General features: G+C 54.2%; 11 protein-coding genes. All 11 read right to left on the bottom strand.

The genetic code is table 11. The features are described 5' to 3' along the window. Position 1: 1 nt before the first annotated feature. Genes ddlB through rsmH form a run of 11 tightly spaced genes read right to left on the bottom strand, consistent with a single transcriptional unit; the run spans position 2 to position 13,061 of the window. Positions 2-922: a D-alanine--D-alanine ligase gene (gene ddlB / locus ACJHX4_RS10970; RefSeq protein ID WP_000130072.1), complete on the bottom strand. Its 921-nt coding sequence runs from the start codon at positions 920-922 to the stop codon at positions 2-4. Beyond that, positions 915-2,390 carry a UDP-N-acetylmuramate--L-alanine ligase gene (gene murC, locus ACJHX4_RS10975; RefSeq protein WP_001096048.1) on the bottom strand — a complete coding sequence of 492 codons (1,476 nt, stop codon included), beginning with the start codon at positions 2,388-2,390 and terminating at the stop codon, positions 915-917. The genes ddlB and murC overlap by 8 nt, the downstream gene beginning before the upstream one ends. A 53-nt stretch (positions 2,391-2,443) precedes the next feature. Further along, positions 2,444-3,511 carry an undecaprenyldiphospho-muramoylpentapeptide beta-N-acetylglucosaminyltransferase gene (gene murG / locus ACJHX4_RS10980; RefSeq protein ID WP_000016567.1) on the bottom strand — a complete coding sequence of 356 codons (1,068 nt, stop codon included), beginning with the start codon at positions 3,509-3,511 and terminating at the stop codon, positions 2,444-2,446. Further along, positions 3,508-4,752, bottom strand: a complete 1,245-nt coding sequence (ftsW, locus tag ACJHX4_RS10985) for a cell division protein FtsW (RefSeq protein ID WP_001295532.1) — start codon at positions 4,750-4,752, stop codon at positions 3,508-3,510. Before ftsW ends, murG begins: the two co-directional genes overlap by 4 nt. Next, entirely contained in the window at positions 4,752-6,068 is a 1,317-nt protein-coding gene (gene murD, locus ACJHX4_RS10990; RefSeq protein ID WP_000796460.1) for a UDP-N-acetylmuramoyl-L-alanine--D-glutamate ligase, read from the bottom strand. Before murD ends, ftsW begins: the two co-directional genes overlap by 1 nt. Positions 6,069-6,070: 2 nt before the next feature. Beyond that, the gene (mraY, locus tag ACJHX4_RS10995) at positions 6,071-7,153 is read right to left on the bottom strand and encodes a phospho-N-acetylmuramoyl-pentapeptide-transferase (protein ID WP_000964131.1); all 1,083 of its coding nucleotides are present in this window, start codon (positions 7,151-7,153) and stop codon (positions 6,071-6,073) included. After that, positions 7,147-8,505 carry a UDP-N-acetylmuramoyl-tripeptide--D-alanyl-D-alanine ligase gene (gene murF, locus ACJHX4_RS11000; RefSeq protein ID WP_000626694.1) on the bottom strand — a complete coding sequence of 453 codons (1,359 nt, stop codon included), beginning with the start codon at positions 8,503-8,505 and terminating at the stop codon, positions 7,147-7,149. Before murF ends, mraY begins: the two co-directional genes overlap by 7 nt. Next, entirely contained in the window at positions 8,502-9,989 is a 1,488-nt protein-coding gene (gene murE, locus ACJHX4_RS11005) for a UDP-N-acetylmuramoyl-L-alanyl-D-glutamate--2,6-diaminopimelate ligase (RefSeq protein WP_000775098.1), read from the bottom strand. Before murE ends, murF begins: the two co-directional genes overlap by 4 nt. Next, the gene (gene ftsI / locus ACJHX4_RS11010) at positions 9,976-11,742 is read right to left on the bottom strand and encodes a peptidoglycan glycosyltransferase FtsI (RefSeq protein WP_000642208.1); all 1,767 of its coding nucleotides are present in this window, start codon (positions 11,740-11,742) and stop codon (positions 9,976-9,978) included. Before ftsI ends, murE begins: the two co-directional genes overlap by 14 nt. 15 nt (positions 11,743-11,757) lie before the next feature. After that, the gene (gene ftsL / locus ACJHX4_RS11015) at positions 11,758-12,123 is read right to left on the bottom strand and encodes a cell division protein FtsL (protein ID WP_000625658.1); all 366 of its coding nucleotides are present in this window, start codon (positions 12,121-12,123) and stop codon (positions 11,758-11,760) included. Further along, the gene (rsmH, locus tag ACJHX4_RS11020) at positions 12,120-13,061 is read right to left on the bottom strand and encodes a 16S rRNA (cytosine(1402)-N(4))-methyltransferase RsmH (protein ID WP_000970479.1); all 942 of its coding nucleotides are present in this window, start codon (positions 13,059-13,061) and stop codon (positions 12,120-12,122) included. Before rsmH ends, ftsL begins: the two co-directional genes overlap by 4 nt.

Genomic DNA, 13,061 nt, shown 5'->3' on the forward strand with positions numbered 1-13,061 from the left:
ATTAGTCCGCCAGTTCCAGAATTCGTACTACCAACTGCGAGAAGCTCATACCTGCCTGACGTGCCGCCATCGGCACCAGACTGTGGCTGGTCATACCCGGTGAGGTATTGGCTTCCAGCAGATAAAACTGTCCATCGCTGTCCAGCATAACGTCAATACGTCCCCATCCTTTGCAACCTAACGTCGTCCATGCTTTTAGCACTAATGCCTGCAAATTGGCCTCTTGTGACGCTTCCAGACCTGCGGGGCAGAAATACTGTGTCTCATCAGAGAGATACTTCGCCTCATAATCATAGAAGGTTCCGGCCGGTTGAATACGTATTGACGGTAAAATTTCTTCACCGAGTATCGCAACCGTGAACTCCGGCCCACTTAGCCATTTTTCAATCAATACTTCTTCATCGTGCTGAAATGCCAATCTTAATGCATCTTGTAGAGCATTTTCTGCTACTACTTTTGACATTCCCACACTGGAACCTTCGCGGCTCGGCTTAACGATTACCGGCAAACCCAGAGAAGAAATTTCTGCTAACTGCTTATCGTTAAGGCCTTTTTCAAACTCTGCGCGGGTTAATGCTACCCACGGCGCGACCGGTAAACCGGCACTCTGCCACAGAAGTTTGCTGCGTAGTTTATCCATTGAAAGCGCAGATGCCATCACTCCGCTGCCGGTATAAGGCAAGCCCATCAGCTCGAGCATGCCCTGCAGCGTACCATCTTCACCGCCGCGACCGTGTAGCGCGATAAACACTTTCTGAAAACCCATCGACTTCAGTTGCGTCACGTCGACTTCTTTCGGGTCGACAGGATACGCGTCAATACCGCCTTCACGCAGCCCGGCTAACACCGCTGCGCCAGAATTCAGAGAAACTTCCCGCTCAGCGGAGGTCCCGCCCAACAGGACCGCGATTTTATCAGTCATGTTGTTCTTCCTCCGGAGTTTGCGGCTTCAGTTTGATTTCAGCTAAAGAACGAGCAATTTTTCCGATATTACCAGCCCCCTGAACGAGAATCAGGTCGTTACCGGTTAATACCGGTGCCAGCATCTCGGCTACCTGCGCCGGGTCCGGCACCAGAATGGGATCAATTTTCCCACGTCCACGAATTGTGCGACACAGCGAACGGCTGTCCGCTCCCGGAATTGGCGCTTCGCCAGCCGGATACACTTCCAGCATCAACAGGGTATCAACCTGCGTCAGCACATTGGCGAAATCATCATACAGGTCGCGCGTACGGGTAAAACGGTGCGGCTGAAACAGCATTACCAGGTTTTTATCCGGCCAGCCTGCACGCGCCGCTTTAATAGTGGCGTCCACTTCCGTCGGGTGGTGGCCGTAGTCATCGACCAGCATTGCCGTACCGCTTTTACCATTCACTGGCTCCAGCGGGAATTCACCGAGGAAATCGAAACGGCGCCCCGTCCCCTGGAAGCTCTCCAGCGCACGCAAAATAGCCTCGTCGTCAATTCCCTCTTCCGTAGCAACCGCAACCGCAGCTGCGGCGTTCAGCGCGTTATGACGACCTGGCGCATTCAGGGTGACGCGCATCGGCTCTTTGTCCTGGCGCAGCAGCGTAAAGTGCCCCTGCGGGCCAATCTGCTGATAATCTTCTACACGCACGTCGGCATCTTCGCTGAAGCCGTAAGTCGTGGTCTGACGCCCCACACGCGGTAACAATTCGCGGATCACCGGATCATCAACACACATCACCGCGCGACCGTAAAACGGCAGGTTGTGCAGAAAATTAATAAAAGTCTGTTTTAAATTCTCAAAGTCGCCCTGGTAGGTATCCATGTGGTCGGCTTCGATATTGGTGACAATCGCCACCATCGGTTGCAGATGCAGGAACGATGCATCACTCTCATCTGCTTCGGCAATCAGGTACCGACCATGCCCCAAACGCGCATGAACCCCCGCCGCTTTTACCAGCCCGCCGTTAACGAAGGTTGGGTCGAGCCCCGCTTCTGCGTAGATGCTGGAAACCATCGCGGTGGTTGTCGTTTTGCCGTGCGTTCCGGCAATGGCGATGCCATGACGAAAACGCATTAACTCAGCCAGCATTTCGGCACGACGGATCACCGGAATACGCGCTTCATGAGCTGCGACAATTTCCGGGTTATCGGCAGAAATCGCGCTGGAAACAACGACTACGCTGGCATCACGTACGTTTTCCGGGCGATGGTTGAAATAAATCGTCGCTCCCAGATTCATTAACTGCTGCGTGACCGGATTTGGCGCTAAATCGGAACCACTGATCTGATAACCTTCATTGGCCAGAACTTCGGCAATACCGCCCATACCGGCACCACCGATGCCGACAAAATGTATGTGCCGAACGCGACGCATTTCGGGCACGATGGAACGCAGTTTTGCCAATTGTTGTGTATTCATTCTTTACGCCATTAACTTCTTAAATTCATACGATGCAAAAGGCATCGCTACAATTACGCCCGGGCAGCCCGGCTCACTTCATTTGCCACTCGCTCGGTGGCATCCGGAATGGATGCAGCGCGGGCGCGTTCTGCCATGGTTAATAAGGTTTCTCGCGACCACCCGGCCAGGGTGTTCGCGACAGCATCCACGCTAAGCTGTGACTGCTCGATAATTTTGGCTGCGCCCGCTTTTTCCAGCGGTAGCGCATTCCAGTATTGCTGACGGTCTTTATGTTGAAACGGCACAAACAACGCCGGTAGTCCTGCCGCGGCGATTTCACTCACCGTTAACGCACCGGAGCGGCAAACGACGACATCCGCCCACGCATACGCCGCCGCCATATCATCAATAAATTCCGTCACTTTATGCTGCGGTTGCCCCACTTCGGCATACGCCTGTTCAACGGATTGTTGCGAACCTTTGCCGCTCTGATGCCAGATAGTGACTGAATCACCCAGTTTCGCAGCAACCTGCGGCATTGTCTGATTAAGAATGCGTGCGCCCTGGGAACCACCCACTACCAACACACGAACCGGACCTTCACGTCCAGCCAAACGTTGCTGCGGCAACGGCAGCGCCAGCACATCGGTACGCACCGGGTTACCCACCACTTCCGCATTAGGGAAAGCACCTGGAAACGCCTGCATCACTTTGGTAGCAATCTTCGCCAGCCATTTATTGGTTAAGCCCGCAATACCGTTTTGTTCATGAAGTACAACCGGAATGCCTAACGACCACGCGGCCAGACCACCTGGACCTGATACATAGCCGCCCATACCGAGCACCACGTCAGGTTTGTACGCTTTCATAATCGCCCGCGCCTGACGCCAGGCGTTGAAGATACGCAGCGGCGCAGCTATCAGTGCTTTTATACCTTTTCCACGCAGACCAGAGATACGAATGAAATCAATTTCGATGCCATGTTTTGGCACTAAGTCCGCTTCCATACGGTCGGCAGTCCCCAGCCAGCGAACTTGCCAACCCTGAGCCATTAGATGGTGCGCAACCGCCAGCCCCGGGAATACATGTCCACCGGTTCCGCCTGCCATCACCATTAATCGCTTTCCTTGACCACTCATCGTGAACCTCGTACAAACGCCTGCGCTTTCTCCAGACGCGTTTCATAATCAATACGCAACAGCATCATGATGGCTGTCGACATAATCAGTAAGCTCGAACCACCGTAACTGATCAGCGGCAATGTCAGACCTTTGGTCGGTAACATCCCCGCCGCCGCGCCTACGTTAACCAGCGCCTGAAAACTAAACCAGATACCAATAGAACAGGCGAGAAAACCGGAAAAACGGTGGTCAATTTCTAATGCTTTGCGGCCAATCGACATCGCGCGAAAAGCGACGAAGAATACCATTAAAAGTGCCAGCACCACACCGACATATCCCAGTTCTTCGCCGATAATGGCGAAAATAAAGTCAGTGTGCGCTTCCGGCAGATACTCCAGTTTTTGTACCGAGTTACCTAAACCTTGTCCCCACAGTTCACCGCGACCAAACGCCATCAACGATTGCGTTAACTGATAGCCGCTGCCAAAGGGATCTTCCCACGGATTCCAGAATGCGGTAACACGGCGGATACGGTACGGTTCGGCGAGGATCAGCAACACAACCGCTGAAATGCCCATACCGATAATGGCAATGAACTGCCACAATTTCGCTCCCGCCAGGAACAACATCGCCAGCGTAGTCACAAACAACACCACCACCGTACCAAGGTCTGGCTGTGCCAGCAGTAACACAGCCAACACCAGAATTACGCCCATCGGTTTCAGAAAGCCGCGCAGGTTATTACGTACTTCGTCGCCTTTACGCACCAGATAGTTGGCGATATAGCAAAACAGCGACAGTTTTGTCAGCTCCGCAGGCTGGATACGCAGCAAACCGAGATCGATCCAACGCGATGCCCCTTTAACCGAGCTACCCACTACCAGAACGATCATCAGCAGGATGATAGATCCAAGCAGCATCGTGGCACTGTAGCGTTGCCAGAACTCCATCGGCAGACGCAGCGTAATGATCGCCAGAATGAATGCCAGGATCAGATAGACGCCATCACGCTTCGCGAAGAAGAACGGATCGTTGGTTAAGCGTTGCCCTATGGGCATTGACGCCGAGGTCACCATGATAAAGCCAATCGCCGCGAGGCCGAAGGTCAGCCACAGTAAGGTGCGATCGTACATGATCAGGCTGTCGGTATCTTTTTCCCGCGAGCCCATCACCCAGCCCTTTAGCGCCGTGGAGATCCAGACCAGAATACTGAATCCTGGCAGGCGCGGCATTTTCAGGCGAGGGAGAGATAAACGCATCAACCTAACTCCTTCGCCAGACGGGCAAACTCATTGCCTCGTTGTTCAAAGTTCTTGAATTGATCAAGGCTGGCACAGGCCGGGGAGAGCAGAACCATATCGCCCGGCTGAACACGCGGAGCAAGCAAGCGCATCGCCTGTTCCATGGTTTCGGTTTGTTCTGCCACTTCCGGGCGTAGCGCCGCCAGCTGCGCGCCGTCCCGACCGAAACAATACAGACGTACATTATCGCCATTCAGGTAACGCGCCAGTGGGCTAAAGTCCGCCGATTTACCATCGCCACCCAGCAACAAATGCAGCGTGCCGTCTACATGCAGGCCATTCAGCGCCGCTTCCGTACTGCCGACGTTGGTCGCTTTTGAATCGTTAACCCAGCGCACACCGTTATGCTCCAGCACAACTTCAAAGCGATGCGGCAGACCAGTGAATGTGGTTAACGCTTTCAGGCTGCTGGCACGCGGTAACCCTGCGGCATCTGCCAGCGCCAGCGCCGCCAGCGCATTGGTGTAGTTATGCTGCCCGGAAAGTTTCATTTCTTTCACGTTCAGCACTTTCTCGCCTTTCACCCGCAGCCAGGTTTCGCCCTGCTGATGATTCAGGTGATAGTCGCCCATGTTGACGCCAAAGCTGACGCAGCGTTCATCCGCACCGCGAATCGGCATTGTTAAGGCATCATCAGCATTAACCACGCAAACTTTTGCGTTTTCGTAAATGCGCAGTTTTGCTGCACGATACTGTTGTAAACCAAACGGATAGCGATCCATATGATCTTCAGTCACGTTCAGAATGGTCGCCGCCACCGCTTGTAAGCTGGAAGTGGTTTCCAGCTGGAAACTCGACAGTTCCAGCACGTACAGTTCGCACTCATCATCCAACAGCATCAACGCAGGCAGGCCAATATTACCACCCACACCAACGTTAACCCCCGCCGCTTTCGCCATTTCACCCACTAGCGTGGTGACCGTGCTTTTGCCGTTAGAACCGGTGATCGCCACAATCGGTGCTTGTGCTTCACGACAGAACAGCTCGATATCGCCAACGATTTCGATTCCGGCATCAGCGGCAGCGCTTAAGGATGGATGCGCCAGTGCAATACCGGGACTGGCGACAATCAGATCTGCCGCCATCAGCCATTCATCATTCAGACCGCCCGTGTGGCGTTCTACGGCTTCGGGTAATTTATCCAGGCCAGGCGGTGTCATACGCGTATCCATAACGCGCGGCGTCACACCGCGAGCGAGGAAAAAGTCCACGCAGGAAAGCCCGGTGAGGCCCAGGCCGATAATGACGACATTTTTACCCTGGTAATCAGCCATGATTAACGTACCTTCAGCGTTGCCAGACCAATCAGGACCAGCATCAGCGAAATAATCCAGAAACGCACAATGACGCGCGGTTCCGGCCAGCCTTTCAGTTCATAGTGGTGATGAATCGGTGCCATGCGGAAAATACGTTGTCCGCGCAGTTTAAAGGAGCCGACCTGCAGGATGACGGAAAGCGTTTCTACCACGAACACGCCCCCCATAATCACCAGCAGGAATTCCTGACGCAGCAGTACGGCGATAATACCTAACGCACCACCTAACGCCAGCGAACCTACATCGCCCATAAAGACCTGCGCCGGATAGGTGTTAAACCACAGGAAGCCCAGCCCTGCCCCGACTATCGCGGTACAGACAATGACCAGTTCCCCGGCGTGTCGTAGATACGGTATGTGTAAATAGCTGGCAAAGTTCATGTTGCCGGTCGCCCACGCCACCAGCGCAAAACCACCGGCGACAAATACGGTCGGCATAATTGCCAGACCGTCGAGACCATCGGTCAGGTTTACCGCGTTGCCAGTACCCACAATGACAAAGTAAGCCAGCAGAATGTAGAACAGCCCCAGTTGCGGCATCACATCTTTAAAGAACGGAACCACCAACTGCGTTGCGGGCGTGTCTTTGCCGGCAAGGTACAGCGCGAAGGCAACACCCAGTGCAATGACCGACATCCAGAAATACTTCCAACGGGCAATCAGGCCCTTGGTGTCTTTACGCACCACTTTGCGATAATCATCAACAAAGCCAATAACACCGTAACCTACCAGCACCACCAGTACGCACCAGACGTACGGATTGGACGGGTAAGCCCACAGCAGCACGGAGATCACAATCGCCGTCAGGATCATTATCCCGCCCATGGTCGGTGTACCGCGCTTGCTGAAGTGTGATTCAGGACCGTCGTTACGCACCACCTGACCAAAGGAAAGTTTTTGCAAATGAGCAATCATACGCGGGCCCATCCACAATGAGATGAACAGCGCGGTCAGCAGGCTGACGATGGCGCGAAACGTCAGATAGGAAAAGACGTTAAAGCCGGAATAATATTTGACCAAATGTTCGGCCAGCCAAACTAACATGTCCCATTCTCCTGTAAAGCGCGTACTACCTCTTCCATGGCAGCACTACGTGAACCCTTAACTAAAATCGTAATTACCTGTTGCTCAGCAATCAGTGATTTAAGACGCGCGATAAGCGCAGTTTTATCGGAAAAATGTTCGCCAACGCCGCTGGCGGTGCTGATAGCATGGCTTTGTTTACCCACACTTAACACGCAGTCAATACCAGCAGCTTTTGCCGCTTCGCCCACCTGTACATGGCAGGCTTCGCTTTCAGCGCCCAGTTCCGCCATATCGCCCACCACCAGCACGCGGTAGCCCGGCATTTCAGCCAGAACCTGAACAGCGGCGGTCATTGAACCGACATTGGCGTTGTAGGAGTCGTCGAGCAGCAACTGGTTTTCTGCCAGTTTTATGGGGAACAGACGGCCTGGAACAGCTTTCAGATTTACCAGCCCCGCTTTGATAGCATCAAGCGTTGCGCCCACAGACATGGAGAGCGCAGCGGCTGCCAGCGCATTCGCAATATTGTGACGCCCCGGCAACGGCAGCAGAACATCGACGCTACCTGTAGGGGTTTGCAGGGTAAATTCCGTACCGTGCGAGGTTACATGGATATTGGTGGCGGTGAAATCGCTGTTGGCGGCATTAGGTGAGAAACGCCACACTTTGCGTGAGCCAATTACGCTCTGCCAGTTCAACCAGTCGTTGTTGTCGGCGTTCATAATGGCGATACCGTTTTCCGGCAGGCCGCTAAAGATTTCACCTTTCGCTTTCGCGACACCCGCAAGCGAGCCAAAACCTTCCAGATGCGCCGCTGCCAGGTTGTTGACCAGCGCCGCTTCCGGGCGAGTCAGACTCACAGTCCAGGCAATTTCACCCTGATGGTTCGCGCCAAGTTCAATAACTGCGTAATCGTATTCCGGCGTTAAGCGCAACAGCGTCATCGGTACACCGATGTCGTTATTGAGATTGCCTGCCGTATAAAGTGTGTTGCCGCACTGGCTTAAAATTGCCGCCGTCATCTCTTTAACGGAGGTTTTGCCGGAGGAACCTGTCAGAGCAACCACGCGCGCCGGAACTTGCTGGCGAACCCATGCAGCCAGTTCACCAAACGCCAGACGCGTATCCTTGACGATTAACTGCGGCAGATCAATATCCAGCGGACGGCTAACCAGTAGTGCGCCTGCGCCGCCAGCTTTCGCCTGGTCGGCAAAATCATGAGCATCGAAACGTTCGCCTTTCAGGGCAACAAACAGGCAGCCCGGCGTCAGTTTTCGCGTGTCAGTGGTTACAGCATCAAGGGTAATATCTGCACCTTGCAGTTCACCGTTGAGAATATCGGTAAGTTGGCTAAGGGTTACGCTAATCATGCAATCACCCCCAGCAGACGCGCCACCGTGACGCGATCGGAGTAGTCCAGACGCTGATTGCCAACAATCTGGTAGTCCTCATGGCCTTTGCCCGCGACCAGTACCACATCATTCTCTTTAGCCTGCATAACGGCGCAAGTCACCGCTTCAGCACGGCCTTCCATCACTTTGGCATATCCGGCATCTAACATTCCCGCCAGAATATCGTTGATGATGGCACGAGGCTCTTCGGTACGCGGGTTATCGTCCGTCACCACCACCACGTCAGCAAACTCTTCAGCAATTGCGCCCATCAGTGGACGTTTGCCTTTATCACGATCGCCACCGCAGCCAAAGACGCACCACAGCTTGCCCGCACAGTGCAGGCGCGCCGCCTGTAAGGCTTTTTCCAGTGCATCCGGCGTATGCGCGTAATCCACCACCACCGTCGGTTTGCCTGGTGCAGTGAACACTTCCATACGTCCGCAAACCGGTTGCAGACGCGCGGCGGTTTTCAGCAAATCAGCCAGCGGATAGCCGAGTGCCAGCAGTGTCGCCAGCGCCAGCAGCAGGTTGCTGACGTTGAATGCGCCCATCAGGCGACTTTCAATTTCCCCATCGCCCCAACTCGAGCTAAAGCAAATGGTCGCACCGCTGTCGTGATAGTTCACGTCGGTCGCTTTCAACCAGCGTCCGTGACAGTTCGGATTGATATGATCTTCCATTGATACCGCAACCGCGTCCGGCAGTTTTGCCAGCCAGCGGCGGCCCACTTCATCGTCGGCGTTAATAATCGCCTGACCGCAATGATGTGCAGAATAAAGCAGCCATTTCGCGGCTTCGTAGTGTTCCATATCACCATGATAATCAAGGTGATCGCGGCTTAAGTTGGTAAAGACCGACGCCGCAAATTTCAATGCCGCCACACGGTGTTGAACCAGCCCGTGGGATGAAACTTCCATTGCGCAAAAAGTCGCGCCCTGATCCACCAGCCCCGCCAGCTCATGCTGAACATCGACTGCCGAACCGGTTGTATTTTCTGTCGGGATCACTTTCCCCAGCAGGCCGTTACCAACGGTGCCCATTACCGCGCTGGTTTCGCCAAGCAGTTGACTCCACTGCGCCAACAGCTGGGTAGTCGTGGTTTTGCCGTTGGTGCCCGTTACGCCCACGAGACGTAAATTGTCAGAGGGTTCATGGTAAAAGCGGCCCGCCAGTGCAGATAAACGCTCGTTGAGCTGGCTGAGATAGATGACCGGTACGCCGTGCATTTCACGGATTTCACCGTCGGTCGCCTCATCTTTCGCCTCTGCAATAATGGCAGCCACACCTTGCGCTATCGCCTGCGGGATATATCGACGCCCGTCCGCCTGATGACCTACTACAGCTACAAAGAGATCGCCCGCCGCAGCCACACGGCTGTCGAGTGTCATCTCTCGCAGTGCTCGCGAAGGTGCGTCTGGCACCCACGGAGCAAGAAGGTCGCGCAAATTACGATCTGCCACCTGTACCCTCGCCTTGATTAATCACAAATTCATTTTTATCGCCTGTTGTCAGCGCATCCGGCTCGATGTTCATGGTACGCAATACGCCGCCCATGATGGCACCAAAGACCGGCGCGGAAACGGCGCCGCCGTAGTATTTACCCGCCTGCGGATCGTTGATAACAACAACCAGCGCGAAGCGCGGCTGACTCGCAGGCGCAACGCCTGCGGTATAAGCAATATATTTATTGATGTAGCGACCATCCGGCCCGACCTTTTTCGCGGTACCGGTTTTAATGGCGATACGATAGCCTTTAATCGCCGCCTTCACGCCGCCGCCGCCCGGTAGCGCCACGCTTTCCATCATATGCACCACGGTGCGAACAATGGATTCCGGGAAGACACGTTCACCGGGAACCGGGGGGTCAACTTTGGTAATCGACAGTGGGCGATAAATGCCGTAGCTGCCGATAGTTGCGTAGACTCGCGCTAACTGTAACGGTGTTACCATTAGCCCGTAGCCGAAAGAGAAGGTGGCCCTCTCTATGTCAGACCACCGTTGTTTTTGAGGATATAAGCCACTGCGTTCTCCGACCAACCCCAAATTGGTCGCTTTTCCCAGCCCAAAACGTGAGTAAGTATCTACTAACGCTGAGGACGGCATCGCTAACGCCAGTTTGGAAACACCGACGTTACTCGACTTCTGTAATACCCCGGTCAGGGTTAATTCGCTGTAGCGTGCCACGTCTTTGATTTCGTGGCCGTTAATTCGATAAGGAACGGTATTGAGTACCGAGTTTTCCCGCACCACGCCACGTTGCAACGCGGTCATCACCACCATCGGTTTAACCGTTGAGCCCGGTTCAAACACGTCGGTGATGGTACGGTTACGCATCGCTTCTTTCGGCGTGCCGCTCAGATTATTTGGGTTGTATGACGGGCTGTTAGCCATCGCCAGCACTTCACCGGTGTTGACATCCACCAGCACGGCGCTACCAGATTCAGCCTTGTTAAAGGCCACTGCGTTGTTCAGTTCGCGATAAACCAGCGCCTGCAGGCGTTCATCAATACTCAGCGTCAGGTTGTGCGCTGCCTGGCTGTCAGTAGAAGAAATATCTTCAATTACGCGACCATAGCGGTCTTTACGCACAATGCGCTCACCCGGCTGCCCGGTAAGCCATTTATCGAAACTCTTCTCGACCCCCTCAATCCCTTGGCTATCGACGTTAGTAAAGCCGATGAGGTGAGCAGTCACTTCGCCGGATGGATAATAACGGCGAGATTCTTCACGCAGATGAATTCCCGGCAGTTTCAGTTTTTTGATGTAGTCCGCCATGTCAGGGTTTACCTGACGCGCCAGATAAATAAAGCGCCCTTTCGGGTTGGCGTTAATGCGGGCTGAGAGCTGATCCAGCGGAATATTGAGCGCGTTAGCCAGCGCCTTCCAGCGGTCACCGACGCTGATACCGCCAGCGTCATGCACTTCTTTCGGGTCAGCCCAAATCGCTTTTACTGGCACACTCACCGCTAACGGGCGACCAGAACGGTCAGTAATCATGCCGCGGGAGGTGGAAACTTGCTGAACGCGAAGAGAACGCATGTCGCCCTCTTTCACCAGCATATCCGGGGAGATAACTTGTAACCACGCTACGCGTCCGAGCAGAAAAGCCAGCGCCAGGAGAATACAGCCGCATAACAACGCAAAACGCCAACTGATAAAGTTGGCATGTTCTTCCTGACGTTTTGGTTTCTGCGTTTTCGCCGCTGCTTTCATGCGTCGCGTTTATCCTTATTTTTGCACTACGATATTTTCTTGTGACGGATCAACATGCTGCATTTGCAGCTTTTCCGTGGCTATCCTTTCCACCCGGCTATGGTCGCCGAGCGCATTCTCTTCAAGGATCAGGTTGCGCCATTCAATGTCTAAAGCATCTCGCTCCAGCACCAGTTGTTCGCGCTGAGCGGTCAGTAAACGGGTATGGTGCGCCGTGGTTACCACGGTCACCGCCGTCAAAATAATGCAAATGAACAGGCAGAGTGGCAGCTTCCCAAATCGCAAAAGATCGTCACCGATAACGCCAGGCAAGGCATGGCGCTCGTGGCTTCCCATCGATCCTTTAACTTTGCTTAGAGCTTCTGTCACTCTGCTGATCATGCGTTCGTCCTCTCTGCAATACGCAGAACTGAACTACGGGCACGAGGGTTCTCAGCCACCTCTTCTTCGCCCGGCATCAACTTACCTAGTGCTCGCAACTGACGCCCCCCCAGTTTTTTGAGCTGCTCTTCTGTCATCGGTAACCCTGCCGGAACTTGCGGACCGCGGCTGTTTTCACGCATAAAACGTTTCACAATGCGGTCTTCAAGTGAGTGGAAGCTGATGATCGAAAGCCGCCCCCCCGGGGCCAGCACATTGAGCGAGCTTTTTAGCGCCTGCTCTATCTCCTCCAGTTCACTGTTTACCCAAATGCGCACCGCCTGGAAGGTACGGGTCGCGGGATGTTTAAACTTATCTTTCACCGGCGTTGCGGCAGCCACGACTTCCGCCAGTTCTTTGGTGCGGGTCATCGGCTGTTCGCGGTTACGCTCGACAATGGCGCGAGCAATGCGTTTGGCAAAACGCTCTTCACCATAGGTTTTCAATACCCAGGCGATATCGGCTTCTTCTGCGGTTTGTAGCCATTCAGCGGCTGACTGCCCACGGGTTGGGTCCATACGCATGTCCAGCGGACCATCGCGCATAAAGGAAAAGCCGCGTTCAGCATCATCAAGTTGCGGTGAAGAGACGCCAAGATCGAGGAGAATGCCGTCGATCTTGCCGATAAGATCGCGCTCGGCAACATATTCGCCCAGCGCAGAGAAAGGTCCGTGGATGATGGAGAAGCGCGGATCATCAATAGTCTTCGCAACGGCGATAGCCTGCGGGTCGCGATCGATCGCCAGCAAACGCCCCTCTTCGCCAAGCTGCGAGAGGATCAGACGTGAGTGACCACCGCGACCAAAAGTCCCATCAATGTAGATGCCATCAGGACGGATATTGAGGCCATTAACGGCTTCATCCAGCAGCACCGTAGTATGTTTATAGTTTTCCATCAT

This window comes from Escherichia sp. WS2035, assembly GCF_046487065.1.
In the GTDB taxonomy this organism is placed as follows: domain Bacteria; phylum Pseudomonadota; class Gammaproteobacteria; order Enterobacterales; family Enterobacteriaceae; genus Escherichia; species Escherichia coli.

Excerpts from the sequence above, each read along its gene's own strand:
- ddlB (WP_000130072.1), bottom strand. The coding sequence starts at position 922 with ATGACTGATAAAATCGCGGTCCTGTTGGGCGGGACCTCCGCTGAGCGG.
- murC (WP_001096048.1), bottom strand. The coding sequence starts at position 2,390 with ATGAATACACAACAATTGGCAAAACTGCGTTCCATCGTGCCCGAAATG.
- murG (WP_000016567.1), bottom strand. The coding sequence starts at position 3,511 with ATGAGTGGTCAAGGAAAGCGATTAATGGTGATGGCAGGCGGAACCGGT.
- ftsW (WP_001295532.1), bottom strand. The coding sequence starts at position 4,752 with ATGCGTTTATCTCTCCCTCGCCTGAAAATGCCGCGCCTGCCAGGATTC.
- murD (WP_000796460.1), bottom strand. The coding sequence starts at position 6,068 with ATGGCTGATTACCAGGGTAAAAATGTCGTCATTATCGGCCTGGGCCTC.
- mraY (WP_000964131.1), bottom strand. The coding sequence starts at position 7,153 with ATGTTAGTTTGGCTGGCCGAACATTTGGTCAAATATTATTCCGGCTTT.
- murF (WP_000626694.1), bottom strand. The coding sequence starts at position 8,505 with ATGATTAGCGTAACCCTTAGCCAACTTACCGATATTCTCAACGGTGAA.
- ftsI (WP_000642208.1), bottom strand. The coding sequence starts at position 11,742 with ATGAAAGCAGCGGCGAAAACGCAGAAACCAAAACGTCAGGAAGAACAT.
- ftsL (WP_000625658.1), bottom strand. The coding sequence starts at position 12,123 with ATGATCAGCAGAGTGACAGAAGCTCTAAGCAAAGTTAAAGGATCGATG.
- rsmH (WP_000970479.1), bottom strand. The coding sequence starts at position 13,061 with ATGATGGAAAACTATAAACATACTACGGTGCTGCTGGATGAAGCCGTT.